Genomic DNA, 26,765 nt, shown 5'->3' with positions numbered 1-26,765 from the left:
GATGACCTTTAGCCCCGACCTGACCCCGAACTCGTCCTCTATCCTGGTCCCCGGCTTGCTGATTGTCGGCCTCACACTCGCTTCGTGCCAGCTGCAAAGTGGCAATGGAGCATTCGCCGGCCATCAGGCGGCATTGTCGATCCTTGAGAGCCCTGCGGTCGCCCAGCCGATTGCCTCGGATCTGACAAAGGATCTTTCAGGGCTCATTGCGAAATCCTCGAAGCTTGCCCTGGCGGAGGACATTCCGCCGGTCATGCGCGCCGCCTTGGAAAAAGCTCTATCAACTGAGGGATATTCGATTGCCAGCGCGCAGGACATGGAAGGCGAACATACAATCCTCAAGCTTTCAGTTGTCGAGGTGGGGGAGGACCTTCTCTTGCGGGTCACGACGCCGAATATCAGGCTATCAAAGGTGTATCGCACGAGACTTGAGCCCGAAAGTGACGGCGATGGAGCGGAAGCTATGCGCGCCATTCATGTGGCCGGACCGCCGGCCCTCGAAATTATCGACGGAGCGATCGACAGATGAGCGAAGCATTGCAGCTTTCCGGTGCGCCTCAAGTCCTGACCGCCCGATCCGGCAATGGGGTAACGCGCGGGATGCAGCGGCTCAACCGCCTGCCCCTTATCCTCGTTCTGGTCGCCGTGATCCTGGTAATCGCAACAATTGTCTTTGGACTGTCGTCTCGTGGTTTGTGGCGCGGTGGACAAGGGGCAGAGGATGGGCGGGACCGCCGGCCAGCGACGAGCTTTGCCGACACCTTGAAACAGGGGATTGGCGATGGGATCATCGGGGATAATCCGTCTCCTCCAGTCGTCCAGTCCCCTGCAAGGGTTTTTGATCGGCCCGACGTGATCCCGGCGCCGAGACTTGTCACACCAACCAGGCCGGAAGGAAAGCAGTCGGTTTCGTCGGTGCCTTCAGCGCTCAACGAGGATGATCTGTGGCGCAAGCGACTGGAGCGCGAGCACCAGGAACAGATCCTCAACGAACGCCAGCGTCAGGTCATGGCACGGCTGCAAAGGGCAGAGGGCGCCAGGGCATCGCCATTGAGGATCGATACCAGTGTGCTTTCCGACAGACTGCCGACAAGACCAGGTTTCGAAGTGGCTCAAGCATCGAGCAACAATCCTGGCCCCAGGGATCGTTTGGCTGAGCGCCTGATAGCGGCCGCTGAAACCATGGGCAGGACAGGGGAGGGCGCCTTCGATCAAAACGGGCAGGATCAAAAGCAGGCCTTTCTCGACAATATGAGAGGGTCGGAAAGCACTGACCCCCAGCTGGAGCCTTTGACGAACCCGAAGACATTGTTGCGCGGTTCTGTCATACCAGCTTTGCTCTTGACCGGTCTCAATGCCGATCTACCGGGTCGCCTTCTCGCCCAAGTGAGCCAGAACGTCTATGACAGCGCCACGGGACGGCATCTTCTCATCCCGCAAGGATCAAGACTTGTCGGTCAATATGACGCCAAGGTCTCTTATGGTCAGTCACGGGTGCTGGTCGTTTGGACTGATATTGTCTTGTCTGATGGTACAAGACGCAAGATTGCCGCCATGGCCGGCATAGACCAGGCGGGGGCGGCAGGCTTCCAGGACAAGATTGACCGCCATTATATCAGGAACTTCGGAACTGCAGCGCTGGTGGCGCTGATTGGCACCGGCATCGACCTTTCCCTTCCGCAAACGCGAAATGGCTTCGGCATGGCGGATCCGTCTGACGCTGCCCGGCGCAGCTTTGCAGAGACCTTCGGACGGCTTGCCGAGCGCTCAGTTTCAAAAGGCCTAGACATACAGCCGACATTGACGATCAGACCGGGCTACCGCTTCAACATTCTGGTTGACCAGGACCTGGTGTTTGATGACCGGCCCTGATCTTTCAGTGATGTTCAAGCCCTGTTTCTTGAGGACACAGTCAGATCAGGGACAGGCGAGTGGCCACCGCAGTTGCATGCTGCAGCGTGACGGCATCGAGCTTGTCTCGTGCCTTGTCGATCGATGTGCGCACTGTCGAATACTTGGCGTTGAGCAGATCGGCCACATCCTGCATCGTCTTGCCCTCCGCAACCCAGCGCAGGCACATCCTTTCGAAGGAGGTCAGATGGCTCGGAGCGGCTTGCTGGCACGGCATCCGGGGAAAGGAAAAAGCTGCATGCAGCATTGCGGCAGTCGCTGCTGCCTCGACAATGTCGAGCATGGCGGCGCGGTTCAAACAATGGGTGTCTGACGAGGCGAAGGTCAAGACCGCCTGATGACTAAAGCCGACCCGTATGGGGATAGAAAATCCCGCCCTGATACCATGGGCAATGGCTTCGTCGCGAAAGGCAACGACCTCGGCCCGTTCGGTCTCGAAGACCGGATCGTCAAGCGACCAGCAAAAGGGATGAACACCCCGTTTGACAGCACGGACGATCGGATCGATACGGCTGTAATTGTTGCGATAATAGCAATCCTGCCAATCAGTGGGATAATTGGAAACGGCCCGCCAGCGCGTGCCGTCCAGCCGGAGATAGGCAAAGAAGGGAAAACCGTGCTTTTCGCCAAACTCCGACAGGGCTTTCGTCAAAGCATGGGGATCACTGGCGGAGGAAATGGCTTCGATAAGGCTGTCAAATGGATGCTTGCCCATAGAGAGATCCTTTTCGGCAATGAGGGTCGATCACCGGCCGCCGAAGGTGACCGGTCAAGTGCGCATCGATTGAACTTTCAGAAAGAGCCAGCCCCGTGGGACTGCTGGCCAGCACAAAATAATGTCATCTACAACTGTTATGCAGACAAAGTTATAGCCGCGCATGTGCCGCGCGCAACTTTGACAGACAAAAGAAACAAAATTTAACAATGCGCGGTCTGTACCGGCAATGGAGTAACCGCTTGGATCGCGAAGGTGGACTTCGCGCATGTCCTGTTTTTGACCGATCCGGTTCTCAATGATCCTGGTTCTGACTGGCCTCTTGCCTTGGCCCTTGCCCTTGCGCGCGCTTTCTTGTCGGCAGCAATTCGACCTCGACTGCAGGCGTGAAGATGTAGCCGCCAAGTCGAACCGTCCGCAAAAGCATTGGCCGGTGCGGGTCGACTTCAATCTTGCTGCGGAGCCGATTGATATGCACATCGATGCTGCGATCGACCGGACGCGCAGCCCCCACTCTCGTCAAGGTGAGAAGCGTCTGGCGTGACAGGGTCTTGCCGCTGTTGCGGCAAAAGGCCCATAGCAGATCGAACTCCGCCGCCGTCAGATCGACCGGGCGACCGGTCGGATCCGTCAAGGACCGCCTATGGGGGTCGATAGACCACCCGTCGAAGAACAGGACCCGGCTTGTCGAGAGTGCGGCGGCACCAAAGGCTGCCCGACGCAAGAGACTGGCGACACGTGCCTTGATCTCCCGCAAGCCCAGTTTTTTGCGAAAAACAATCGTCGGCGCCCGCCTCAAGTGCTTCGATGCGAAGATTGGGATCGTCTGAGCCGACCATCAAGATGATGGCGACCGAGCTGGTCAGGCGAATGTCCCGGCAGAACTGAACGACATCATCGCAAGGGTCCGCCGAGCGATCCAGAATGAGAAGATCGATCCCTTTTGTGAGAAGCGTTTGTCGCAATTGCTCGATCGTCTCGACTGAGCGGATTTGGTATTCGGCCTGAAGGGCCTTCAAAATGCGCTGTCCAGCCCGATCGGAGAGGCTCAAGAACAAGACTTCGGCTTTGCGGCGCTTATCCTGCCTTGCCGGGAAAGAAGACATTGGCGATGTCGGCATGCGTTTGGCACTCCATGTCTGTCTCGCCACGGTCGCGAGACCCCATAGCGCCGTTCGGGTCATCTGACGATCTCAACCGGAGCGGGCAGGCCTGTCATTGAGATCAATTCTGTTCAGCTTGCCAAGTGACAAATCTGCTAGGGTGACCCGCCTTGTCAGCCGCAATAATTCTTCATCTAGATCGGAGACTTGCCGTTTGAACCTTGTTGCAGGTCATGGCATCTTCGACGTGCGGGCATAGAACCCAAACGAGGCCTGCTTATGCAAAACCTGCATCCAGATGCGCGGGAGAGCGCACCGCTGGTTGTTGTCTGCACGGCAGCAACGGAACTTTCGCTCTTTCTGAGACATAGTCTCGGAAGCGAAGGCATGACGGCAATCTGTGCCACATCGGCAAACGAAGGCTTTGACCACATCGTTAGCCAGGCGTCGGTGATCGCCCTTGTCGACTGTCAGCTTCCGGAAGCGGACTGGCTGCTTGAAGCGCTTTTGCATACTATGCCAGAAGAAGGCTTGACCATTCTGGCTCTGAGCGCTGATGACCGGGCATGCCCCCACTTAGGGCATCGGCAGAAGGGCCGCGTTCACAGCATTCACCGTCCACTTGACCCTGCCGGTCTCCTGAAGGCCATTCGACGCTTTGCGGGTCAGATGCGCGTCAGTGATCGCAACGGCCTGGTTTTTGCCGACATCAAGCTCGACATTGCCGCTCGCAAAGTCTGGCGGCAGCGCCGCGAGCTTCGATTGACGGGCATTGAGTTCGAACTGCTAGCGACCCTCATGCGTGAGCCCGGCCGGGTGTTTTCGCGCAAGAGCCTGATTGCGCAAGCCTGGCCCCCTGGCGTCTTTGTCGATACCCGCACGGTCAATGTCCATATCGGGCATCTCAGACGTCAATTGACCGCCCATGGCGAGCCGGATCTCATCCGCACGGTGCGCGGCTACGGCTATGCGCTCGATCGAATAGATCTCGACCTTGAGAGGGATCCATCATGAGCCCCACGCAGAACCGCCCCGGATCACAGCTTGTCCTTGAAGGCGGCAGCCTGATTACCGGTGATGGCAAGACGCATCTTGAAAGCGCATCGATACGGATCCGAGACGGCATGATCGTCGAAATCACACAAGCGCCGATCGAAGCGAGCAATGGCGAGACCGTTGTTTCGACCAAGGGATATCTGATGCTGCCAGGCTTCATCAACGGCCATGCCCATGCCACGATCGCAGGTCCGTCCATGCCGAGCGGCTCTCTGCCGCTCTCACTTGATGACGTCAGGTATCAACGCAATCGGCATCTGCTGTCGGGAACGACCTCGCTCATCAATGTCTGTGGGCTCGCCCTGCCGGAAGACCGCGACGGAGCGCTCGAGCCCCATGCGCTCGACATCCACATGACGAGTGCCCATACACCGCATAGCCTTGCAGCAGCCGATCAGATCGATGGTCAGGGGCTCACGGCGCGTCATCGATCAGCCCGGCTCGAGGAACTTGTTTCAAGGGGTTGCAGGGTGCTTGGCGAAGCTGGTGGCGGGCAAACACTCGGCGGTGGTGCCCAGGACTATCGTTTTATCCCTGATGCCATCGAAGAAAGGACGGGGATCAGGATCTCTGCACATCTGGCACGCCAATTGAAAGAAGCGGTGCTTGGGCGAAACCTCGATGGCAAGATGAGGATCAGCGAGGCAGTACTTCAGGACCTGCTCGATGAGCACGCGATCGATCTCACCGCCCGCGCGCTCGGCAACCTGCTGCGCATGAAGGTGCTCGCCCCCGTCCACTGCGCAAGGCTTGGTCTTGAAGAGATCGCCGCGGCATCGGCACAATTCCAGCTACCGGCGATCTTTCATCATGCCTTGCCAACCGCGACGACACTGATTGCCCTCGCCAAGGCCTATCCGAAGGCCCGGATGGTGGCAGCCCATGCCAATCATCCGTCTTTCCTGCCAGAGGAGGCATGCACTTTTGCGCGCGAGCTGAAAGCGCTTGGTGTTACAATCGACGTCTCGACCCTCGACATGATCGATAGCCGGTTTCGAAACCAACCTGACAATCTCGACGCGCTTGTTGATGCAGGTCTCATCGATACGCTTTCCACGGATTATGCCGGCGGCGACTGGGATAGCATCGCCTCTGCGCTTCACCGGACAACGAGAAAGAACGGCTGGAGCCTGCCGCAGGCTGTTGCACTTGCCACGGGAAACGTCGCCCGTGTCTTTCCCGAGCTTTTCGCCGATAGAGGACTGCTCGAAGTCGGGAGACGAGCCGATATCGTCATCGCAGAGCCGCATAACATTTCCAGGATCCGCCATGTCTACAAAGACGGTCGGCTGGTTGTATCAGATGGGGTTCTCTTAAAAGGTGTGGCCCGTGGATTGCAGAAATCAAAAACAAGATAGACGAGGCGGATCGTGTCCGGCATGACCCGCTGATCTCCTGAGGACGTCTAGCGGTTGGCACCACGGACCTCCTGGCAATAGAACCAGGCGGACAAGACGGAACTGGTCTCGTCAGCCTGGGCGTCAGAGAGCGTCTCCTCAACCCATTGTTCGCCCATGCTTACGCATTCCTTGCGGCTCTCGAAAGCCGAGAGGTGTTCGACCTGCGCCCCGCCGGCCAGAATCTGCACCACAACCAGAATAAAACCGGGCCCCATAAATTCCTCCGGAATATCTCAATATGGAGATACATGTTTCGCCTCTGCAAAAAAGGGGGGGCTCGGAATTTTGTCATCCGAGGACAATTCGCCTCAAGGCAGCCAGCCTCATGATGGCGAGCAATAAAGGCACACGGGTTGACCACAACGTGGCGCAAGGCAATCTCGGGTTCACTCGTTGAGGTCGTGCCATGAAGAGACAAGGCAGGTTAGAGGAGGACAGGGCAGGGGAAGTCGCCAGAGATCAGACTTTCCCACCCATCCTCCCCCTGATGTCGAGCGGGACAAATACGCTCGATACCGAAATCGAGACCCGTTCTTCGATGTCAGCGGCAGCCGATAACTTACCGATGGGGTCGATCCTTGCGATTTCGCGTCCATCCTTCCCGATCAGTAAGGATCGGATTGTCTCTCAGCAAATCCTCCTCTCCGGTCAGGCAAATCAGGAGGTGATCCACGTTCAGATCCACCGGCAATTTCGGTGCCGCCATCAGGCAAAGGCGATAGTTCTTAGGGATGAACACAGGCTGAGCTGGCCCGACGGTCGTGTACGGGTGAGTGCCTCTGGTCGGTCTTGAGGTCGGCGATCACAAGACAGCCCGGGCCCCGCTGCCGATATCAGACGACGAACTTGATTTTCTGCCAATCTTCCGAGACGGTGGATGACGACAATCTGGCACCGCAGTGCTGGCGGGACCTGATGACCAGCGCGCCGATATCTCTCGGCCGGAACACAGCGGATGTTTGATCTTACGATTGCTCTCTACAACGATCCCGAGACGGCGCGCAGACATCTGGAAAAGCTCCGTTGGCCGAAAGGGCCAATCTGTCCGCATTGCGGCAATGGCGACAAGTTCCGGATCATGAAATTTGCTGGCAAATCGACCCGGCCCGGCCTCTACAAGTGCAAGGAATGTCACAAGCCTTTTTCGGTCACCATAGGAACCGTGCTGGAGGGCTCCAACATCCCGTTGCACAAATGGGTTCTCGCCGCCCATCTCATGGGCGCATACCGCTATCGCATGAATGCCAATCAGTTGCACCGCATGCTTGACGTCAGTTACAGATCCGCCTGTCACATGACAGAGCGTATCGACAATGTCATGAAGTAGTCGACGGGACACGAGGATGGCCGGCCCGAAGCCTAATGCGCTCTGTTCTCGAGTGGTTGGGCATGTTCGCTGTGGCCTTCGGATCCCTCCAAGACCGTCTTGCCGGTCTTTGGCTCAGGCGGCGTATTGAGCAGGCGGCGAAGAACCTCATCGCCCTTCTGCTCATCGGTCTTTTGCGCGCGCTTGGCCATGTTCGTCCTCAATAGCCCCCAATAGCTTGCAACATCTGCCGAGCATGCTGCGACACCAAGGTTAGACCGCCGGCCAGCCTGTGACAATGATCGCAATTTGCCAATGTTTGCAAATCCAGCCTCCCTCCAATTGCACTGGTCACGTCCGCTTGAGGCTGGCACTCAGCAACGCGAAGACAGGTGATGGATTGCCTCTGCCGAGACATTCAACAGCGTCAATTGCGCGGCTGTATAGCTCGGAGATACCGCGATTGGTGAGCACCGAACGAAGCTTCAGGCTCAGATGCGCGCGGTCTATCGGTTCCCTGGGATCACCCTCAGGCGCCGTCAATGCACTCGAAAGCTTCCTGCCGGATCTCAAGGTGATCTGCAGTTTGGCCATGGTCTCCCGGGGGAAACGTGCCTCCGCCTCCTCGTCGATGGAGAGAATGACCCTCTCAGCCAACCGCACCAGATCCTTGCGGAAGAGAAGCGTCTCCGAGACAGGCAGGAATGCCTCTTCGCCCTCGACGGCGAGAACCGCCAGACAGAACGGAAGGCTGTATTGCAGACCGACGAGTGTTTGAGGCGCGCAGCTGTTGGCCAGTCGCAGCGCCTGAGAGAAAGTGTAAACGTCCATCCGTTCGATGTCATCGGCGACGAGGCCATGGCCGTGCATCAATTGGCTCAGCGCATCAAGGGCTGGATGGATGTAGCGACAACAGGCATAGGGCTTGAAATAGGTGTCCAAGATCTCGAACCGATGACCAAGATCAGCCATCAGCCGATCCTGGTCATAAAAGCGGTCATGGTCGAGAACGTCGATTGGACCGGTAAAGCCACGCTGTGCCAGGAAAAGCGCCTCAAGCCCCGTCCTTGCGCTAAACGCGATCCCCTCCTTGACCAGATTGCCGGTCGCCCTGGAATAACCGGAACTGCCATTGGCGCGCTGGTTCGGAGCCAGAACGCCGGCAATCGCCAGCCCCTCCGACAGAACCGGTTGCGAGACCCCAAGAAGGCGCCCGGCAGCTGCACACGCTGCAAAGGCTGCCCACCGGCCGGTCTGACGGGTGGCGATGGCGTCCGGCCGTTGCGAGGCTGCAATCCGAACCCCGACGTCATATCCAGCGATGAGCGCCGACAGGATCGCCGACCCGGTGACCTCTGGCAGACTTGCGCCAAGGGTCAGCACGGTTGGAATGACGCTCGCACCGGGGTGGCCGCGGGCTGCCCGATTGCCGTCGTCAATATCAAGTGCGGAAGCGCAAAGACCGTTATGCAGCACGGCAAGCCACAGGGAAGATTGTCGATCGTCAAACCAGACAGGCGCATCCCCCGTGCCTTGCATGTCGATGAGACCAAGGGCTGCATGCGGTGCTGCTGTCCCCGAACCCGCAATTGCGGCCGTTACAAGATCAAGCACGCAGCAAAGCGCAATCTCTTTCAGCTTAGGCTCGCCAGCCTCGACATCGATTTGAAGCGCATGTCGTGCAAGGCGTTCTGTCATGGCTGACATGATGTCCTGCCTTTCAAGCCAGATCTGATGCGCAATTATCCATCACGCAGTCTGAAGATTTGCGCGATACTTCTGAAACAGCGCTGCCACCACATAAAGGTCAAGCACCGGCAGTCCTACACAGGTGACAGAAAGCGGCGTGCCTGGCTGAAGATGCCAGTCTGATGTCTTTGATAGCTCTTGAATGCCAAGATGGGGCCCGAGTGCCTCGAGCGAAGAGCCGGTCCTCGAGAACTGCAGGGCAAGGCTCTGCGAGTTCCGTCGGGAGACCGTCTCCAGATCGTCACAGCCGACCTGACCTTGCCGCAGGACCCGCCGCAAGGTCTTGACCGGCACCTCATCGCCTCCCAGATGAAGAAGACAGGCGTTGCGCCTGAGCTCATCATCCTCGAAAACGGGCTTGTCGGAATTGGTGGCCGTGACCACAAAATCGGCGTCAGAAAGAAAGCGATTGTCTTCGACCGCGACGAGGTCAAAGGGCAGGGTTACAGACAGCGATGCCACAAGCGCTGTTGCGCTCTCGAATCTCAGAGCCTTGAGATAGACGCGGGCAATGCGAGGCGCTGCACGTTCGGCGAGTGAAGTAAGAATTGCCATGGCGATTGGCCCCGCGCCGAACAGGAACACAGTGATACCGTCTGTTTCGATCGGACAAAGGCCAAGCACCTTTGATGCATATGCGCCTGTGCGCGCCGCCGAAAGCGCAGTCGCATCGACGATTGCGAGCGGCTGCATGGTGAGTTTCTCCATGAGAATATAGGTTGATCGCGAGCGCCGAAGGCCCAAAAGCCGGTTGAAGGCATTGGCGCCGATGACCTTGACCCCGGCAAAATCGGGGTTTGCCCCATAGAGACAGGAGAGTTTCCAACCGAGCCTCTCACCTGCAAACTCCACGGGTCGGGTTTCAAGACCGGCGTCCTGCCAGAATACCTCCTCGGGAAGCGACAGCACAGACTTGTGCCCAAGCGCCCGCCCGTTTTGGATATCCGTCCAGGCCTGATCCAGCGCGTCATGCACTTCCGCCACTGCCAAACCTGCGCCACTTGCGGCAATCAGAGTTTCGTCAAGCAGAACGGGCTCCGCCAGATGTGGGGTGAAGCGCAATTTTGCGCAAAGGTGTGAAACGACCTGATTGGCTGGCATGCGACCTGCTCCTCCCGAATAGGCTTTGGCTGCGACAGGAGGAGATGATAGCGGACCGGGCAGGGTTGAGAGGCGAAGTCTTGGCAAAGAGTTGGCGAAGAACGCTGAAGCTCCGGCGTCATCTGACGTCGGTCAACACATCGAGTGAGCTCGTGCCCAGATTGAAGATCAAAGAAGCGACTTTGCCCTGATCCTTGCCGCATTTCGATAGGCACGCGGCGTCAACCCTGTTTCAAAACGAAAGGTGCGGTTGAAATTCGACAGGTTGTTGAAGCCGGCTTCGAAGCAGATATCGGTAATAGATGTCTGGGTCTCGCTCAGAAGCGTTCGTGCTCGCCAGACGCGAACGGAACGGCTGTAGTCGGAGAAATTCATGCCGGTCAGGCGACGAAAGGCGCGTGAGAAAGCGGAAGGCTCGAAACCGACCTCTTGCGCCACCTCATGCATTTGCGCGCCGGGATCCGATTGCAGGATCTGGATGGCCTGGTCGATACGCCGGTGCCTGCGATCCGACACCTGGTTGTAGATCGAGATGAAGTGCTCGCTGGCGAGCAGGCGCTTTTCAGCTGCTGCATCGATCGCCTCGAGGATTTCCAGGAAGAGCCCCAATCCACCCCGATGGCCGATCGCATGCAGTTCGAGGATCTTCTCGCCAATCAAGCTGGCGTCATTGCCCAAGATCTCGATCCCACGTTGCGCCAAGGGTTTGAGCCGGTGCAGCACATCGAATTCAGGGCAGACAGCCCGCACACCTATCAGGGCATCGGCATCAAACTGCAGGACCATATCCCGACCGGGAAGCGGCGGGGCGCCAGGGGTGATCCAGTTATGTGGCAGATTGGTTCCTGTCAGCATCAGATGTCCGGGGCGAAACGGGCCGATATAGTCCCCGACATAGGCAAAGCCACTCGCGTCCGGGATGAAATGGATCTCCCATTCGGGGTGGTAGTTCCAGATACAGATCGGATTGGGATAGTCGTCGCGGCGGATCAGATAGGAGGCGCCTCCGGGCAGGACGATCTGTTCACGCGTGGCGGTAAAGGTCTCGGAAGGAGACTGCGGGAAATCTGGTGCAATAGGCATGTGATGACTCATATAGCGGAGTACAGATGTCAAAATAGTATCATTTCTGCGACGAAGTCCAACTAGTTCGCGCTGACCTCTTCGGCAAAAGTGCCCCCGTCGATGGCGAGGGAGTTGCCATCAAGGGAGGAAATCATGACATCAAATCTTCTCCGCGCAGGCTGCGCGGTCATCGCTATCCTTGCCGCCTCGAACGCTCTGGCCGCTGCACAATGCACGGATGACGTTCGCATCCTGGCACAGCCACGCGATGGGCTCACACTGCTCGAAGACTATGTCGACGAGTTCGAGGCACTTTCCGGTGCCGGCTTCGAGATCAGCTATCTCAACGAAAACGATCGTCGCGCCAAGTCACAGGCCGATGCATCGACCGTTGGCAGCTTTAATGTCTATTATGTCGACGAAGCCAATCTGGCGCTGTTTGCCTCCTCCGGCTGGATCGTGCCGCTAGATGGCTTCTACCCGGCCGAATACGATTACAATGATTTCGATGCCGGCATGCGGGCGGCAGCCACCTATGACGGCAAGCAGTGGTTTGCCCCCGTCCAGGGCGGCGGCGACCTGATGGTCTATCGCACCGATCTACTCGAAAAGGCCGGCATTCAGCCGCCCAAGACCTGGGACGAGTATTTCGCAGCCGTCCAGAAGCTGCATGATCCGGCAAATAGCGTCTATGGTACCGCCTTGCGAGGCCAGCGTGGTTCGGGTGCCAATGTCTGGCGCTGGATGCCTTTCTTCAAGGCCAATGGCGGCGAGTGGTTCAAGGACGGCAAGCCAGCCTTCAACTCGCAAGCTGCCGTGAAGGCAACCGAGACCTATCTCGAACTCTTCAAGTATTCGGCTCCGGGCACGCAGACAGGCTCCTGGGATGAATCAACCGGTGCCTTCCGCTCGGGCAAGGTCGCGATCATCATCGAATCCGCACCGCTTGGCGGTATGTCCGTCGACAAGGCGCAGAGCCAGGTCGCTGACAAGGTTGCCTTCTCGGTTCCGCCGTCGCCGCTGCCGGGTGGTGGTTATTCCCACGGTTTTGCCATCGCCTCAAAGGCCAATGCGACAGACGAAGAAAAGGCCTGCGCCGGTCTCTTTGTTGCTTGGGCAACCTCCAAGGAGCAGGAGGCCCGTCGCCTTGCCGCCGGCCAGCCGGGCGAATTGACCCGCACCAGCACCTATCAGAGCCCGGAATATGCCAAGACCTTCGGTCAGAACCTCGCCGACGCCATGGCAGCCACGGGTGAGAAGACCACTGTCACTTTCTGGCAAGATCCACGCTGGCAGGAACTGGGCAATCAGTGGGGCATCATGCTGGAAGAACTGATCACTGGCAGCCGCACCGACATCAAGGCGACGCTGTCCGAACTCGAAGCCTTCGCCGCCAAGCTTTAAGGCCCCCAAGCAGCCAACTCGGGCGCGTCCGACGACGCGCCCCTTTTTTCTTCATCAAAGGATCTGCCATGCGCCGCGGTCGCTCGCTGCCTTATGTCTTCCTGGGCCCGACCCTGGGCATCCTGATCATCCTCGCTCTGGTGCCAACGCTCTATGCGGTGAATATATCGCTACAGAACCGCACGCTGTCGGCGCCCGATGCTGACTATGTCTGGTTTGCCAATTATCTCGCGCTGTTCTCAGACGCCCGTTTTCTCAACGCGCTCTGGGTTTCCTTCAAATGGGAAATCATCAGCGTTACAGCCACCATGGTGACCGGGTTGACCCTCGGCATTGCCATGTTCGAGGCCGCAAGCCCGAAGCTGCGCAATCTGCTCTGCGTTCTCTTCATCATTCCGGTTCTTTTGCCGCGTGTCTGTGCAGCCTTCGTCTGGAAGTTCGCCTTCCACCCACTTTATGGCGCATTGACCTGGCCGGTTCGCGAACTGACCGACATCACGCCGGATATTCTCTCTACGCCGCTTGGCGCGCTTCTCGCCGTTGCCTTTGTCGATGTCTGGCAATGGGGCCTGTTCTTTGCCGTCATCATTCTGAAGCTGTTGGAATCCCTGCCGCCGCAACCACTTGAAGCTGCGCGGATCGACCGCGCCACCCGTTTCGAGATTCATCGCTTCGTCACGCTGCCAATGCTGAGAGCGCCATTGATCAGCCTCCTCCTGGTCAAGGCGATCGAAAGCCTGCGCTCCTTTGACCTCGTTTATGTCATGACCCGTGGCGGCCCTGGCATCTCCACCGAAACACTCGACATGTATGCCTATTCCCAAGGCTTCATCGAAGCCGGCAAGATTTCCTACGCCTCCTCCATGGCCGTCATCATGATGGTGCTGACCATCGTCACCTTCACATTCACCTGGAAGAGGCTGAACCGATGAAGCTCTCGACTTATCTGCTCAGGGTCATTCTGGTTCTTGCTGCAGCGCTTGTCGTGCTGCCGCTGCTGTGGACCTTGCTCAACGCCTTTAAGACCAATGCCGACCTTCTGGTCTCGACGCCGAAACTCTTCTTCCAGCCGGTGCTCGACAATATGAGCTATGTGCTGAACCGCCGCTCGGTGGCGCGCGCGCTGACCAATTCTCTGATCGTATGCACAAGTGCCGTGGCACTCGGCGCTGTGCTCGGCGTACCCGCGGCCTATGTGATTGCCCGTTTCAAGAACCGGCTGACCGCAGAAGCGCAGTTCTTCGTCCTGTCGCTGCGCTTCCTGCCGCCGGTGGCAATTGCTATTCCCATGCTGGTCATCTGGCTTGGGCTCGATCTCTACGATACCCGCCTGTCGCTGATCGTGACCTATCTCATCGTCACGGCCTCGATCACCATCTGGCTGTCGGTGCCGGCATTCGAACGTGTCAGCCTGCATGTCGAAGAGGCGGCCCGCGTCGATGGCCTGGGGCCCTACGCCACCTTCTTCCGCATCGCGCTGCCGATTGCGCGGTTCCAGGTCTTCGGCGCCATCGCCTTTTCCTTCGTGCTCGTGTGGAATGAATTCCTGCTTGCCATGATGCTCACCACATCAAGCGCCAAGACCCTGCCGATCATCGCCTCAGAGATGTCGCAGCTCGGCATGAACGTGCCCTGGGGCATCTTGAACGCCGCCGTCGTCCTTCTCTCCCTGCCACCGCTGATCCTGCTTGGGGTGCTGGCTGGAGGCCTCAATGCCGCATTTTCCAAGAAATCCGATCAAGGTTGATTATCCCATGAAAGCACTTGTCCTCGAACGTGTCGGCGAACTCTCACTGCGCGACATCGATCTACCCCAGGAGATGGGGCCGGACGACGTCCGCATTCGCATCCACACCGTCGGCGTATGCGGCAGCGACGTTCACTACTATACCCATGGCCGTATTGGCGATTTTGTCGTCAACGAACCCATGGTGCTCGGTCATGAGGCGGCTGGAACCGTGACCGAAGTCGGTGCCAAGGTCACGCATCTGAAACCCGGTGACCGGGTCTGCATGGAGCCCGGCATTCCCGACCCAAAATCACGCGCCTCGCGGCTTGGCCTCTACAATGTCGATCCGGCCGTTACCTTCTGGGCAACGCCCCCGGTGCATGGGGTGCTGACAGCTGAGACGGTGCATCCGGCAAGCTTCACCTACAAGCTGCCGGACAATGTCTCGTTTGCAGAAGGCGCGATGGTCGAACCCTTTGCGGTTGGCATGCAGGCCGCAGCCCGCGCAAAGATCACCCCAGGCGACACAGCCGTGGTGACCGGCTGCGGCACGATTGGCATCATGGTCGCACTTGCGGCTCTTGGCGGTGGCTGCTCGCGCGTGCTGATTTCGGATCTTTCTGAAACCAAGCTGAAGCTTGCCGAAAGTTATGGCGGCATCACCGGGGTCAACCTCACGCAGGTCGACCTCGTCGAAACCGTCAACAAGGAAACGGACGGCTGGGGTACGGACATCGTCTTTGAATGCTCGGGCGCGGCTGGCGCGATCAAAGACCTGTTCAAACTGGTTCGACCGGGCGGCACGGTGGTGCTGGTCGGCTTGCCGCCCGAACCGGTCGCCGTCGACCTTGCGGCCGCTTGCTTTCGCGAATGCCGCATCGAGACCGTCTTCCGTTACGCCAATGTCTTCGACCGGGCGCTGGCATTGATCGCCGCCGGCAAGGTTGATCTCAAGCCCCTGGTATCCGGCACCTATGGGTTCGAGCAGTCGATCGAGGCCTTTAAGCGTGCAGCAGAAGGCAGGCCGGAAGATGTGAAGTTGCAGATCATCCTGGACGGGGAGGGCAAGTGATGGCCACTGTCGAATGCCGGGCTATCCGCAAGGTCTATGGCGCGCTGGAAGTCATGCGCGACTTCGATCTGAAAATTGATGACCATGAATTCGTCGTCTTCCTCGGCCCATCCGGCTGCGGGAAGTCCACCATGCTGCGCATGATTGCCGGCCTCGAAGATATCTCCGGCGGTGATCTCTTCATCGGTGGCGAGCGGATGAATGACCGCGATCCTGGCGACCGCGGCATTGCCATGGTCTTCCAGAACTATGCGCTTTATCCCCATATGAGCGTGCGTGAGAACATCACCTTCGGGCTCGAGCGGGCAGGCACGCCCAAGGCTGCAATCGAGGAGCGCTTGGCACCGGTGGTCGAGGCACTCGGTCTTGGCATCTACCTCACCCGCAAGCCGACCGAATTGTCGGGCGGCCAGCAACAGCGCGTGGCGATCGCGCGTGCCATGATCAAGACGCCTGAAGTCTTTCTGTTTGACGAGCCGCTCTCCAATCTCGATGCGAAACTGCGTGGCAGCCTGCGCGTGGAGATTGCCCGGCTGCACCGCGATCTGAAGACGACCAGTATCTATGTCACCCATGATCAGCTTGAGGCGATGACACTTGCCGACCGGATCGTGCTGATGAAGGACGGCAGGATCGAACAGATGGGAACGCCGGAAGAAATCTACCAGAAGCCGGCCACTGTGTTTGCGGCCGGGTTCATCGGCACGCCGAACATGAACTTCCTGACCCTCGACAAGGCGGGCGAGGATCTCGTGGACACTCATATAACTTTGCCAACACCTTTCCCGGTCAAGCCCGGCCCGGTCACCGTCGGCATCAGACCCGGGGCACTGCGTCTGAGCACGGACCAAGGTGCGATCCGGGGCCGGGTCGAGCGTAATGAGTTCCACGGCGAAACGCGGCTCTTGACGCTCAGCATAGGCTCAAACGAACTCTCTGTATCCGTGCCAGCTTCACTCCGTGTAACGGAAGGCGAGGTGCTCGGTTTTGATGTCGCTTCCGACGACCTTCACCTCTTTGATTCTGCAACGGGAGATCGACTCGTTTGAGGCTGATCCTGTGGGAAAGGGGCAGAGGATCAGCCTCGCCTCTGCCGTTTCGATGCGAACGCTGTCGCGTTCTGATAGCCCCAACACTGCAGCCAACTTGACCTCTTCCAAGCACGAGTTATACCGTTTTTGAAAAACAGTTTAACTCGTGGCATAAGGCCATGAAGTCGATAGACCTCATGTGCCGAACGATGCTTGCGGAGCTGGACCAGCGCTCGTTTGGCGCCGCTTGGATAGCCGAATTTCCTTCCACGGGTTGTTTCACCCCAGCGAACATCAAGGGGCAAAATACTGGTACTGCGACATTCCAGACGGTCATGGTGGCACGAAACGCCGATGTGTCGGTCCGGCCGATGACCCGGTTCTATCTCAGCGCGTAGCAGATCATAGGCGAGACAAGGACGATTTGCGCACCCGTAGGCACCTGGTCAACACCTTGACGCGTGAGGGCGGAATGGTCGCCCCCGATGCCATGTCCGGTGACATAGTCGAGGCCCTTGCCGAGGTTGGCCTTTTTCGGCTCAGAGGCGTGCTTATCGGGACGGTGGCCTTTCAGTGCTATTCAGGGCTGCTGGGCATGCGTCTTCCCATGGCTGCGATTTTAACTGGAGACGCAGATTTTGCTCAAGACTACGCCATCAGTCAGGAAGTAGCAGATAGCCTGCCTCCGATCGTCGAGCTGCTACAGGGTGTGGACCCCAGCTTCCGACCAGTTCCCATCGATCAGGATCTGCTGCTTCGACCGCGTTCCAAAACGCCGGGGGGGGATACCGGGTTGAGTTCCTGACGTCCTACCGCGGTTCAGACGACAATATCGACCAGCCGGCAAAGATGCCGGCCCTCGGTGGCGCCAGCGCGGATCCCTTGCGTTTTCTCGACTTCCTCATCCGGGATCCGGTCAGGACAATGCTGCTACACCGGAGCGGGGTCCCGGTTGTTGTCCCTGATCCGTCTCGGTATGCGGTCCATAAGCTCGTCGTCGCCAGCCGAAGGCACACTGACGGACAAGGCCTGGTGAAACGCAACAAGGACATTCGTCAAGCTGGTCTTCTCTTCGACGCCCTGCTGCAGACCCGGCAATCTGCCGAACTGGCGCTCGTCTACAATAAAGCTTGGGAGCGTGGCTCCGCATGGCAGGATGCCATTCGAACCGGGGCGGGCATGCTACCGGCACAGGACGCAGAGCGGCTCTGGCGGTCGATCAAATATGAGGAGGTCTACCTGCACGCCTACAAGACCGTGTCTGAGGCCCGCGCTGGCATTGGCCGATATCTGACCTTCTACAACAGCCGACGCCCACATTCATCCCTTGACCGGCAGACGCCGGATCAGGCCTACTTCAACGCGCTGGCACCAATGATGGTGGCGGCATAATCGAGGTGGAAATCCACTTAGCGAAACGCCCGAAACTGTTCAGACAAACCGAGCCAGCTCTAAGCCCAGAGTGTTCATCTTCGGCTTTGAGGAAGATCGCATTGAGGACCGGTCCACTTTGTCGATCGTCAGGCATTTCGGCTGGGTGTATCCACTACGTTTGAACACGTCGCCGCCGGCCGTCGACTGCGGCCATCGCCGCACCGCCGAGAACAAGCGGAAGCGCGCTCAGAAAAGCGTGGGACAAAGCCACATCGAACAAGAGCATGTCAGCGAGTATCGGCCAGGTGATTGCAAGATACTCGAAAGGCGCGAGCAACGAAGCCTCAGCGTGCCGGAACGCCAATGTCATGGCGATATGCGCAAATCCTCCGAACAGCCCCGCAAGAACAAGCATGATGAGCTGATACATGTCGGGCGCCATCCAGCCAAAAGGAATGGTTGCAATACCGCCAAGCATGGAGGCGATGACGAAGTAGAAGGCGATTGCGCCCGGGTTCTCTGTCCGGCTGAGGCTGCGCACCATGATCAGCGCAAAGGCAGTAAGCACACCCATCAGCAGTCCAAAGACATAGCCCCATAGCCGATCGCCGCTGAAACTAGAGTTTCCCATTTCAGGCCAAACCAGGATGAGAACGCCTGCGAGCCCTAGAACGACGCCGCCGACGCGCCAGACCGTCACCCGTTCCGACAACAGGAGAACGCCCGCGATGCTGGTGAATGTCGGCGACAGATAGCTGAGCAGCGTTGCTTGCGCGAGGGGTAGTCTCGCAATCGAAGCGAATGACGCAAACATCGCGGCGGCACCCAGGCTTGAGCGAAGAAGATGTCCCAAGGGTCGCTTGGTCGAGAGACCATGCGGAAACTCACCGCGGATCCATAAAAAGATCACAAGCGGGATCAGTGCAAACGCAGAGCGAAAGAAGACGATTTCTCCGACGGGTACCTCGGTCGATATCGCCTTTATGCAGATCGACATGCCGGCGAAGAGACAACCGGACAAGATCCGCAAGGCAATGCCAAAAGGGGGATTCTCAGAAACTATGCTCACTCTTTATCCTTGGCGTCGATATTTGCTGTGCGCAAATTGAAATCGCGCGTTGGTATCAGCATCAAAGGGTGCAGGAGGTGGATAGGAGCGGTAACGAGGGAGTGCGACAACGAAAAACGCGCATCCACAAGCAAGGCTCCAACCAAACGAGTTCGTAGACTGATCTTGTCGAAATCGAGCCAATCTCTCACCTGATCCGGTTCGCTTGGTCCCCGGACATCATGCTGGGCTCAAGAGTGACAATTGTCCGCCCCGCTTCACGCTGCCAGACTAAGGCGACTTCGTACCCCTGCGCGACAGGTAGTTGGTGAACCAGCCGGCAGCGACCCCGACAAGCACACCGAGCGCCTTGACCACGGCATCTTGAAACTCAGGGTGTCGCGTCTTGGAGGCGAACTGAACCAGCTCGATCACGAACGCGGCGAAGAAAAGCACGACGGTTATGGAAAGGACCCGGCGCGGATAGGCGATGACAAACAATGCCGACATCTCGAGAAAAGCGAGTGCACGATCAAGATGGTTCGAGGTGATGGTGGGTGGTCTCGCCTCAATCGGTACCAATGTGACGAAGACGATGAGGGCCAACCCCGTCCAGGCGGCAAAACGAACGAATCTGCGAATGGTCATCAATCCATGATAGCAACAAGGGTGCCGGCCGCAAGGAAACAGGCGCCGATGAAAGCCCCCATACAGTACGGCTATGGATAAGGCTGACCTACGCTCGCACGGCATTCGGGCTCGATCACCCTCCACCGATGCCGGGCAATATCGGGCATCCGGCGTGGCACCGCTCGAGGCGCAACGACCAGCTTGATTTGTAAATTGAATCTGCCCCTGTCCGCTTCAACCCGACGGCCTACGATCGATTCATCGAAGTAGACACAACCGACATCGACCTGAGATCCCGCCGATGCTCGGCCATGGGGATCATCTCACGCACCCTCTCGACCACTGTCCGGTCGAGTACAGCATTGATCACGCCGATCTCCCGATCCGCCGTTGCAATCACACGTCCCCAGGGGTCGACCACCATGGAATGCCCGAACATCACCCGCTCCTCACCATTGGGAGCACGGTAACTGCCACACTGGCCACAAGCCACGAAGTAACACTGAAATTCGATCGCCCTGGCTCGGCACAAGACCTCCCAGTGATCTCTACCGGTCTGCTGCGTGAAGGCGGCTGGGAGGATGATCAGATCGACATCCAACCCTGCCAGATGATCAAACAGCCGAGAAAAGCGCAGATCATAACAGATCGCGCAACCGACCCTGAACCCACCTATCTCATAGACAAGCAGCCCATCTCCCGCTGCGACCACGGCTGACTCAGCATAGACTTTGCCATCTGGTGCCGTGATGTCGAAGAGATGGATCTTGCGATAGCGGCCAATCTCCGTCCCTGAGGCATCAAAGACCACAGAAGTGTTGAAAATCGTACTCGCATCGGGACGGTGCTCCAACAGGCTGCCGGCATGAATGGCGACACCGGCCTCGCGGGCAAAGGTCCGAACCATTTCATAGGCCTCACCACCGGGCACCAGATCAGCCGCCTGCCGCTTCTCCTCCGGTGTCCCACCGGTCCAGTCGAAATGCTCCGGCAAGACCAGGAGATCGGGCTTTGCCCCAGCACAGGCGTCGCGCATCAAACGCAGAGCCTGGGCGAGATTGGCCGAACGATCCGGCTGCGAGTTCATCTGGATGAGTGCGATGTTCATGAAACTGGATCACTTTCAAAAGCAAAGATGGAAAGGCCGTCAGCCAGGTGAGCCCGCAATCGGAGTGAACGCTTCTGGCGCTCGATCGCGAAGCGGGCGAGTACTTCCATGCGTTGCCGCTCGGCGACGAATACCCCTTCGTGATCGGCGAGCACGGCATAGCCTGGGAGCACGGCGGCGGCCCCGCAGGCTATTGGCACGTTGATCGAGCCGCCGACGGCAATCTTGCGATTGGTGGTTCGCGATGAGCGACCACGGCACCAGACAGGCAGGCCCACCGATACGATCTCCTCGAGATCGGTTGCCGGCCCGTCGATGATGATGGCTGCAGCCCCGCGCGCTTTCGCAGCAAGGGCAACGCCACCACCAACACAGGCGATATCATCCCGGTCGACCCGTGAAATGACCAAGATGTCGCCGGGCTGTACAAGGTCGATGGCTTTGTAGATTACAGCGCCGTCTCGACCGGGTGCGGCAACGGTGAGCGCCTGGCCTGACACGCGCGCAGGCATGACCGGCACTATGCCCTCACCGACGAAGCCCAAATGTTCGACATGTCCGATAGTGGCCGTCTCGGTCTGCGAGAGCAGGTCAATGAGCGCCTTCGACAAAGGAGGCTGGTTGGGTTCCACCTGATAGTCTGTCAGCATCGTCATCTCCTGCCCTCGCATTTCCCGCCTATTCAGATCTCGCCGCTCCGACCCACTCAGACCGGGCGTTCGCCCGAGGTCGTCGTGCGATGCATGATCCGGATCGTATTGGGGTCGAAGCCATCACGCCGATGCATGGTGCAGCGATTGTCCCACATCATGATGTCGCCCTCCTCCCAAGACTGGATGAAGATGTCGCCCTGGCCGGTGGTGTGCGCCCAAAGCTCCTCGAGCAGGCTGAAGCTCTCGTCCTGCGGCATGCCGACGATCCAGGCGCCCTCGATCGTGCCCCCGAGATAAAGCGCCTTGCGTCCGGTCTCGCCATGGGTGCGGACCAGCGGATGCACCACCCCATCCCATTCCCGAAAATCCCTGCTGGTCGGCTCCTGCTTGTTGAGGCGAAGCTTGCCGGTCTTGTCATAGACGTTCTGGAAGAAGATCTGCCGGCCCGTGATGGCCTTCTTCAGCGCCTCTGGCAGGCTCTCATAGGCGAGATAGGTGGAGAGGAAGTAAGTGTCTCCACCTGAAGGCGGGACCTGGATGGCCCGCAGGATGGCGCCGGCCGGCGGGCGCTCGTAGAACCAGGTGTCGGTATGCCAGGTGGCCTCGCTATTGCCGAGTGCACCGCTCGGCTTGCCGTCCTTCATCTGGTTCGAGATGACGAGGATCTCCGGGTGGGTCGGGTGTCCTCCCTCCTGCAGCTGCTTGGGATGGATGACGAAGTCCCCGAAATGACGGGAAAACCGCACCTGATCGGCGTCGCTGATTTGAGTACGCTTGAACCGCAGCACACCATATTCGAGCCAGAGCCTGCGCAGCTCCGCGATATCCCGGTCATCATAATTCTGAAAATCGAATCCCTCTACCTCGGCGCAGACATTGGTGGAGTTTTGCGTCGCGTGGATTTTTTCCTTGAGCATCATGGTCCTGTCTCCTTGAGATGCGGTGAGGAGGCCCTCAACCGATACGGCAATCAGCCGTTGTCAAACCCTAGGCCGGTGCTTGCCCGGCGCTCCAATAGTGATCGGCCACGATTGATTGGCGCGGCCGATCATTTGCAATTTCAGTGGGAAAGCAGCTGCACATCCTCAGGCGCCACCACCATGTGCAGCACAGCGCCAAGCTCGGGCAGATCGTCGGTCTGAGAGGAGGTCAGAACAAGCGCGACCGAAAGTCCGGGCGCCAGTTCGACCGTAAGCTCCAGCTGGGCGCCGAGATCGACAATTCGTCTCAAGCGCCCCGAAAGCCGATTTACGCACCCGGCGAGCGCGCCGGCCTCTGTCACCAGATGGAGATTTTCAGGACGAATACAGATAAAGCCGGTCTCAGGTGTCACCTTCTTCTTCGCCGAAATCAACGTCAGCCCACTGTAATCGAGCATGACCTCGGTTCCGTGCAGAGACGCCTTCCAAGAGGAAAAGGGGATCAGGTTCGATCGCCCGATGAAATCCGCGACGAAACGCGACTTCGGATTGCGGTAGATCTCGCCTGGCCGCCCTTCTTGCGCGATTTCTCCGCCCCACATCACGACAATTCGGTCAGACATGGCCATGGCCTCTTCCTGGTCATGGGTGACGTAGACGAAGGTCATGCCAAGTGCGGCCTGGATCTCCTTCAATTCGATGCGCATGGCTTCGCGAAGCTTCAGGTCGAGATTGGACAAAGGCTCATCGAGAAGAAGGACAGAGGGACGTGGTGCAATCGCGCGCGCAAGAGCTACGCGCTGCTGCTGGCCACCGGAAAGCTCGCGGGGATAGCGCTCGGCATAACCGGAGAGATGCACGCTCTCCAAAGCCTCGGCGATGCGGCCCGCCACCTCTACCTTTGGCACTTTGCGCATCTTGAGACCGAAACCAACATTCTCGGCCACGGTCATATGCGGGAAAAGCGCATAATTCTGGAAGACGAGGCCAATATTGCGGTGCTCGGGCGAGACGCGCACCTGGCTCTTGCCGCGAATCCTGATGTCCCCGGAAGACGGCGTCGCAAAGCCGGCGATCATGTTGAGGGTCGTGGTCTTGCCGCAGCCGGACGGGCCCAGGATGCTGACGAATTCACCACGCGGGACAGAAAGGCTGAGATCCCGGACAACAGGTACGGTGCCATAGGATTTCGTGATGGATTGCAGTTCGATGTCGAGAGCAGTCATTTGCTTCCCCCATGCAGTTGGGCGGAAAAGCCGCCGATTTTCTCAAAAATGAAGATGGCCGCCAGGATGAAGATCATCGAGGCGACATTAACGGCCGCCATGACCGGATCGAGGCTGTATTCCAGGTGATTGATCACCTTGATCGGCAGCGTGGTGTCTCCCGGCCGGACCAGGAAGACGGACAGTGGAATGTTGTTGAAGGAAATGATGAAGGCGAAGGTGACGCCCGACAAAAGCCCCGGCTTGATCAGAGGCAGCAGGATGTAACGCAACCGATCAAAGCGACCGGCACCCAGTATCTGGGCCGCCTGATCGAGCCCTCGGTCGAAATTGGCGATCGATCCGGCCACCATGCGGGTGACGAAGGGCAATGTCAGGACCACATGAGCTGCAATGAGGGCTTCCGTCCCGAGAAACTGCTGCAACCCAAGTTGCGAGATGAACAGGACAACCGCCACACCCTTGACGATCTGCGGTACAGAGAGCGGTGACAAGAGGAAGGACATGACGACATCGCTCTTCGGGAAGCGCTCGAAAACGATGGCGTAGGCAGCCATAAGTCCCGCCAATCCGCTGATCGCACTGACGATCACGGCAATCTTGACGCTCAGCCAGAAAGGTTCAAGCCAGCGTGGATGGACGAGATCCGCATACCAGCGAAGCGTCCAGTCGCGCGGATCGAGTGTCACCTCGGAGGTCGGGCTGAACGAGGCAGCAAGAACAACGATGATCGGCAAGGTGATGAAGACAAGCACTGCCACAAGCGCAACCCAAAACAGGAAACTGGAAATCCGGTTCATGACGTCACTCCTCCCCGGCCACTCAGCCTCAAGCGTCGGCGTGCCTCAAAGCGGATCCCGAGATAGGACACCCCGAGCATCATCAAGAAAAGTACGTTGGCCATGACGGCCGCAAACGGCCAGTTGACATAAAACAGCACCTGCTCGGCGATCATCGTGGCGATGACCTTGAAGCCTGCACCGCCCAGCAGGGCAGGGGTGGCATAGGCACTGGCTGTCATGGTGAAGGCGATTAAAAGTGAACTGATGATGCCGGGTAAGGAAAGCGGCAGCACGACATGGCGCATGACGCTTGCACGCGAAGCACCCAGCACTTGCGCTGCCCGTTCCAGATTGGGATCGATCCCCTGAATGCTGGTCATCAGGGACAGGATGCCGAAGGGCAGCACCACATGGGTGAGGCCGACGACGACCGCGAACATGTTCTTCGACAAGGGCAGGGGAGAGGCAATCAGCCCAAGATGCAAAAGCGCATCATTGAGGAAGCCGCGATCTTCCAGAATGATCAGCCAGCCATAGGTGCGAAGAACGACACCCGCAAGCTCGGGTGCCAGCGCCAAGGCGAAGACCAGCGCACGCGTCCGCCCCCTGGCCCGCGCCAGATAATAGGCAACGGGATAGCCAAGCACCGTGACGCAGACCGCAACACACAGCGACATGCTCACAGTCCGAAGAATGCCAGGAAGCGAAAGCCCATCGGTCAGGAAGCGCTGATAGCTCGCCAGTGACGGCAGACCGGATACTGGATCGGTAAAACTGAGCCCGATCATCATGCCCATGGGAAGCGCAAAGAAGATCAGCAGCATGAAAACAGAAGGGGAGAGCGCAAGATAGATATGCGCTGGCCCGACTGCCGGCGAATGCCTCGCCGGCAGGACAAGAGAAACAGTATTGGCCATGGGATTACCTCGCCGCCGGAACGACGTCGCGGTCCCAGCGCTGAGACCATTCGGGCATGCGCTCGGCCATCACGGAAAGGTCGGGCAGATGCAGTTGATCGAGCTCTGCCTCAGTGATCTGGCGATCACGAAGCTCGTCAGGGACATCGATATCCGTGCGAGCGCTGCCGACACGATAACCTGCGACCCAGGCCTCCTGGCTGGATTTTCGAAGGAAGAAGTCGATGAATCGATAGGCCGCTTCCTTGTTTTCAGCACCGACGGGCACGCTGAGCGTCGCAATCAACGGGATCGTGCCTTCCGACGGCCGGACATAATCGACGGGTGCACCGGAATCCACCAGCAGCTGCGCCCGTCCGTTCCAGAATGGCATGGCCCAGACCGAGCCGTCCTTGATGTAGCTTTCAAGCAGTGCCGAGGACTGCTCGAAGCCGATCGACTGGCGCGCAATAGCAGCCATGGCGGCAAAACCTGGATCGAGATTGTCGACCAGTCCGCCGCCATTCATGACGGACATCACCTGAAGGAGATTGACGGCCATGACGTTCTGAAAGGTCGGCAGGATCACCCGACGCGACAGCGCAGGATCGAGGAGCAGGCTCCATGACGACGGTACGCCCTCGATGTGATCGGTCCGATAGAGCAGCGACATGTACTGGACTTCATGCACAGCGCCACAAGGCCCGGCAGCGTCCGCAATACGTGAAGACAGATGAGCCAGTTCTTTGATCACGTCACTCGGTAGTTCTTCCAACAGACCGTCCTTGCATCCCTGCAAAGCCTGGGCGGCCGTCATCACGACGACATCGAAGCCTGGCTTGCCACCCGTTGCCTTGATTTTTGCATAATCCTGCGACGATGAGCCGACAGCGTCATACACAACACGAATACCCGTCTCGGCTTCAAACGGCTCGATAATCCGCGAACGGATGATCTCCTCATAGGGGCCGCCATAGCTGTTCAGCACGAGCTGATCCGCAGCCACCGAACCCGCATCACCCACAAAACCAATCAACGGAAAAAGACCGACGATCACACGTCGCATGTCCATGGCAGTTCTCGCTCTCTTCTGGTTGTTCCCAACCAAAAGATGCAGCGGCGAGCACAGGGGGTCTAATATCGAAGGCGGCAGATTCATCGTCAGGGAAGAACAAATGATCACGTTAACAACTGCCATGCCCTGTCCCACGACAGCAATCGGGAAGCCGACCATATCGCGGTCCTAGGCTAAATTTTGCTCATGGCGCAGGACGACAAAACACGCTCAGACGAAGCGGCGAGCGAAAATGATGACACAGGCGGTTCCAACTCCAAGCGTTGAAGCCTGGCGACACGCTGGTGACGGTTGCTACCCAATAATGCAGATTTGTACCCCAAGCCCACATCGCATCACGGTCGAATTCGTGGAAGAATCTGCCGGCCAACAAACATCGCTGAGCCGACTGGCTCGGTGAGGCTGCATAGG

The 26,765-nt window shown here is 58.5% G+C and carries 26 protein-coding genes and 2 pseudogenes; 12 read left to right on the top strand and 16 right to left on the bottom strand.

From position 1 onward, the window contains the following. The first annotated feature begins 1 nt into the window (after nucleotide 1). The gene (locus H6M51_RS18995) at nucleotides 2–529 is read left to right on the top strand and encodes a hypothetical protein (protein ID WP_185811396.1); all 528 of its coding nucleotides are present in this window, start codon (nucleotides 2–4) and stop codon (nucleotides 527–529) included. Beyond that, complete coding sequence (gene trbI / locus H6M51_RS18990) at nucleotides 526–1,872, top strand: IncP-type conjugal transfer protein TrbI (protein WP_185811395.1); 1,347 nt, start codon at nucleotides 526–528, stop codon at nucleotides 1,870–1,872. The genes H6M51_RS18995 and trbI overlap by 4 nt, the downstream gene beginning before the upstream one ends. A gap of 40 nt (nucleotides 1,873–1,912) precedes the next feature. On the opposite strand, the gene H6M51_RS18985 is transcribed toward trbI, so the two are convergent. From H6M51_RS18985 to H6M51_RS18975, 3 genes are all read right to left on the bottom strand, one after another. Then, complete coding sequence (locus H6M51_RS18985; protein ID WP_185811394.1) at nucleotides 1,913–2,626, bottom strand: autoinducer binding domain-containing protein; 714 nt, start codon at nucleotides 2,624–2,626, stop codon at nucleotides 1,913–1,915. Between the two features lie 295 nt (nucleotides 2,627–2,921). After that, nucleotides 2,922–3,260 (bottom strand): helix-turn-helix domain-containing protein, encoded by a 339-nt coding sequence (locus H6M51_RS18980; protein WP_185811393.1) that lies wholly within the window; start codon nucleotides 3,258–3,260, stop codon nucleotides 2,922–2,924. 7 nt (nucleotides 3,261–3,267) lie between these two features. Further along, the gene (locus H6M51_RS18975; RefSeq protein ID WP_185811392.1) at nucleotides 3,268–3,747 is read right to left on the bottom strand and encodes a response regulator; all 480 of its coding nucleotides are present in this window, start codon (nucleotides 3,745–3,747) and stop codon (nucleotides 3,268–3,270) included. A gap of 369 nt (nucleotides 3,748–4,116) precedes the next feature. Here H6M51_RS18975 and H6M51_RS18970 point away from each other — a divergent pair, with 369 nt between their 5' ends. Together H6M51_RS18970 and H6M51_RS18965 are read left to right on the top strand one after the other, a co-directional pair. Continuing rightward, nucleotides 4,117–4,743 (top strand): response regulator transcription factor, encoded by a 627-nt coding sequence (locus tag H6M51_RS18970; RefSeq protein WP_185811391.1) that lies wholly within the window; start codon nucleotides 4,117–4,119, stop codon nucleotides 4,741–4,743. Then, the gene (locus tag H6M51_RS18965) at nucleotides 4,740–6,143 is read left to right on the top strand and encodes an amidohydrolase family protein (RefSeq protein ID WP_185811390.1); all 1,404 of its coding nucleotides are present in this window, start codon (nucleotides 4,740–4,742) and stop codon (nucleotides 6,141–6,143) included. Before H6M51_RS18970 ends, H6M51_RS18965 begins: the two co-directional genes overlap by 4 nt. Before the next feature lie 47 nt (nucleotides 6,144–6,190). On the opposite strand, the gene H6M51_RS18960 is transcribed toward H6M51_RS18965, so the two are convergent. Continuing rightward, entirely contained in the window at nucleotides 6,191–6,400 is a 210-nt protein-coding gene (locus H6M51_RS18960; RefSeq protein WP_185811389.1) for a hypothetical protein, read from the bottom strand. 740 nt (nucleotides 6,401–7,140) lie between these two features. Between H6M51_RS18960 and H6M51_RS18955 the strand changes: the two genes are divergently transcribed. Then, nucleotides 7,141–7,512 (top strand): transposase, encoded by a 372-nt coding sequence (locus H6M51_RS18955; protein WP_185811388.1) that lies wholly within the window; start codon nucleotides 7,141–7,143, stop codon nucleotides 7,510–7,512. 330 nt (nucleotides 7,513–7,842) lie between these two features. Here H6M51_RS18955 and H6M51_RS18950 read toward each other — a convergent pair whose 3' ends face one another. From H6M51_RS18950 to H6M51_RS18940, 3 genes are all read right to left on the bottom strand, one after another. Further along, nucleotides 7,843–9,189 carry an MmgE/PrpD family protein gene (locus tag H6M51_RS18950; RefSeq protein ID WP_246780576.1) on the bottom strand — a complete coding sequence of 449 codons (1,347 nt, stop codon included), beginning with the start codon at nucleotides 9,187–9,189 and terminating at the stop codon, nucleotides 7,843–7,845. 51 nt (nucleotides 9,190–9,240) lie between these two features. After that, nucleotides 9,241–10,341, bottom strand: a complete 1,101-nt coding sequence (locus tag H6M51_RS18945; protein WP_185811386.1) for an ornithine cyclodeaminase — start codon at nucleotides 10,339–10,341, stop codon at nucleotides 9,241–9,243. Nucleotides 10,342–10,509: 168 nt separating this feature from the next. After that, nucleotides 10,510–11,424 carry an AraC family transcriptional regulator gene (locus tag H6M51_RS18940; protein WP_185811385.1) on the bottom strand — a complete coding sequence of 305 codons (915 nt, stop codon included), beginning with the start codon at nucleotides 11,422–11,424 and terminating at the stop codon, nucleotides 10,510–10,512. Between the two features lie 135 nt (nucleotides 11,425–11,559). Here H6M51_RS18940 and H6M51_RS18935 point away from each other — a divergent pair, with 135 nt between their 5' ends. The 7 genes and pseudogenes from H6M51_RS18935 to H6M51_RS18905 all read left to right on the top strand — a co-directional run. After that, nucleotides 11,560–12,810 (top strand): sugar ABC transporter substrate-binding protein, encoded by a 1,251-nt coding sequence (locus H6M51_RS18935; RefSeq protein WP_185811384.1) that lies wholly within the window; start codon nucleotides 11,560–11,562, stop codon nucleotides 12,808–12,810. 68 nt (nucleotides 12,811–12,878) lie between these two features. Continuing rightward, nucleotides 12,879–13,742 carry a carbohydrate ABC transporter permease gene (locus tag H6M51_RS18930; RefSeq protein WP_185811383.1) on the top strand — a complete coding sequence of 288 codons (864 nt, stop codon included), beginning with the start codon at nucleotides 12,879–12,881 and terminating at the stop codon, nucleotides 13,740–13,742. Continuing rightward, complete coding sequence (locus tag H6M51_RS18925; protein WP_185811382.1) at nucleotides 13,739–14,557, top strand: carbohydrate ABC transporter permease; 819 nt, start codon at nucleotides 13,739–13,741, stop codon at nucleotides 14,555–14,557. Before H6M51_RS18930 ends, H6M51_RS18925 begins: the two co-directional genes overlap by 4 nt. A 7-nt stretch (nucleotides 14,558–14,564) precedes the next feature. After that, complete coding sequence (locus H6M51_RS18920; RefSeq protein WP_185811381.1) at nucleotides 14,565–15,611, top strand: NAD(P)-dependent alcohol dehydrogenase; 1,047 nt, start codon at nucleotides 14,565–14,567, stop codon at nucleotides 15,609–15,611. After that, entirely contained in the window at nucleotides 15,611–16,660 is a 1,050-nt protein-coding gene (locus tag H6M51_RS18915) for an ABC transporter ATP-binding protein (RefSeq protein WP_185811380.1), read from the top strand. The genes H6M51_RS18920 and H6M51_RS18915 overlap by 1 nt, the downstream gene beginning before the upstream one ends. Nucleotides 16,661–16,821: 161 nt before the next feature. Beyond that, a pseudogene (locus H6M51_RS25070) lies at nucleotides 16,822–17,848 on the top strand (GSU2403 family nucleotidyltransferase fold protein); the annotation flags it as partial. Further along, nucleotides 17,843–18,034 (top strand): annotated as a pseudogene (locus H6M51_RS18905) (integrase core domain-containing protein); the annotation flags it as partial. The pseudogenes H6M51_RS25070 and H6M51_RS18905, both read left to right, overlap by 6 nt. Before the next feature lie 154 nt (nucleotides 18,035–18,188). On the opposite strand, the gene H6M51_RS18900 reads toward H6M51_RS18905, so the two are convergent. The 9 genes from H6M51_RS18900 to H6M51_RS18860 all read right to left on the bottom strand — a co-directional run bounded on the left by H6M51_RS18900 (nucleotide 18,189) and on the right by H6M51_RS18860 (nucleotide 26,351). Next, the gene (locus H6M51_RS18900; protein WP_185811379.1) at nucleotides 18,189–19,085 is read right to left on the bottom strand and encodes a DMT family transporter; all 897 of its coding nucleotides are present in this window, start codon (nucleotides 19,083–19,085) and stop codon (nucleotides 18,189–18,191) included. A gap of 270 nt (nucleotides 19,086–19,355) precedes the next feature. Then, on the bottom strand, nucleotides 19,356–19,712 hold the full coding sequence (locus H6M51_RS18895) for a VanZ family protein (protein ID WP_185811378.1): 357 nt from the start codon (nucleotides 19,710–19,712) through the stop codon (nucleotides 19,356–19,358). Nucleotides 19,713–19,941: 229 nt separating this feature from the next. Next, the gene (locus tag H6M51_RS18890) at nucleotides 19,942–20,802 is read right to left on the bottom strand and encodes a carbon-nitrogen hydrolase family protein (protein WP_185811377.1); all 861 of its coding nucleotides are present in this window, start codon (nucleotides 20,800–20,802) and stop codon (nucleotides 19,942–19,944) included. Continuing rightward, nucleotides 20,799–21,452 (bottom strand): RraA family protein, encoded by a 654-nt coding sequence (locus tag H6M51_RS18885; RefSeq protein WP_185811376.1) that lies wholly within the window; start codon nucleotides 21,450–21,452, stop codon nucleotides 20,799–20,801. Before H6M51_RS18885 ends, H6M51_RS18890 begins: the two co-directional genes overlap by 4 nt. Before the next feature lie 56 nt (nucleotides 21,453–21,508). Beyond that, a complete protein-coding gene (locus H6M51_RS18880; protein WP_185811375.1) occupies nucleotides 21,509–22,375 on the bottom strand; it encodes a TauD/TfdA family dioxygenase in 867 nt (288 codons plus the stop codon). Nucleotides 22,376–22,515: 140 nt separating this feature from the next. Continuing rightward, nucleotides 22,516–23,601, bottom strand: a complete 1,086-nt coding sequence (locus H6M51_RS18875) for an ABC transporter ATP-binding protein (RefSeq protein ID WP_185811374.1) — start codon at nucleotides 23,599–23,601, stop codon at nucleotides 22,516–22,518. Then, a complete protein-coding gene (locus H6M51_RS18870) occupies nucleotides 23,598–24,401 on the bottom strand; it encodes an ABC transporter permease (RefSeq protein ID WP_185811373.1) in 804 nt (267 codons plus the stop codon). Before H6M51_RS18870 ends, H6M51_RS18875 begins: the two co-directional genes overlap by 4 nt. Continuing rightward, a complete protein-coding gene (locus H6M51_RS18865; RefSeq protein ID WP_185811372.1) occupies nucleotides 24,398–25,300 on the bottom strand; it encodes an ABC transporter permease in 903 nt (300 codons plus the stop codon). The genes H6M51_RS18870 and H6M51_RS18865 overlap by 4 nt, the downstream gene beginning before the upstream one ends. Before the next feature lie 4 nt (nucleotides 25,301–25,304). After that, complete coding sequence (locus tag H6M51_RS18860) at nucleotides 25,305–26,351, bottom strand: ABC transporter substrate-binding protein (protein ID WP_185811371.1); 1,047 nt, start codon at nucleotides 26,349–26,351, stop codon at nucleotides 25,305–25,307. Nucleotides 26,352–26,765 lie beyond the last annotated feature (414 nt).

The sequence above is a fragment of the Rhizobium sp. AQ_MP genome, assembly GCF_014237835.1.
In the GTDB taxonomy this organism is placed as follows: Bacteria; Pseudomonadota; Alphaproteobacteria; order Rhizobiales; family Rhizobiaceae; genus Allorhizobium.
This window is presented reverse-complemented; position numbering and strand designations above follow the sequence as displayed.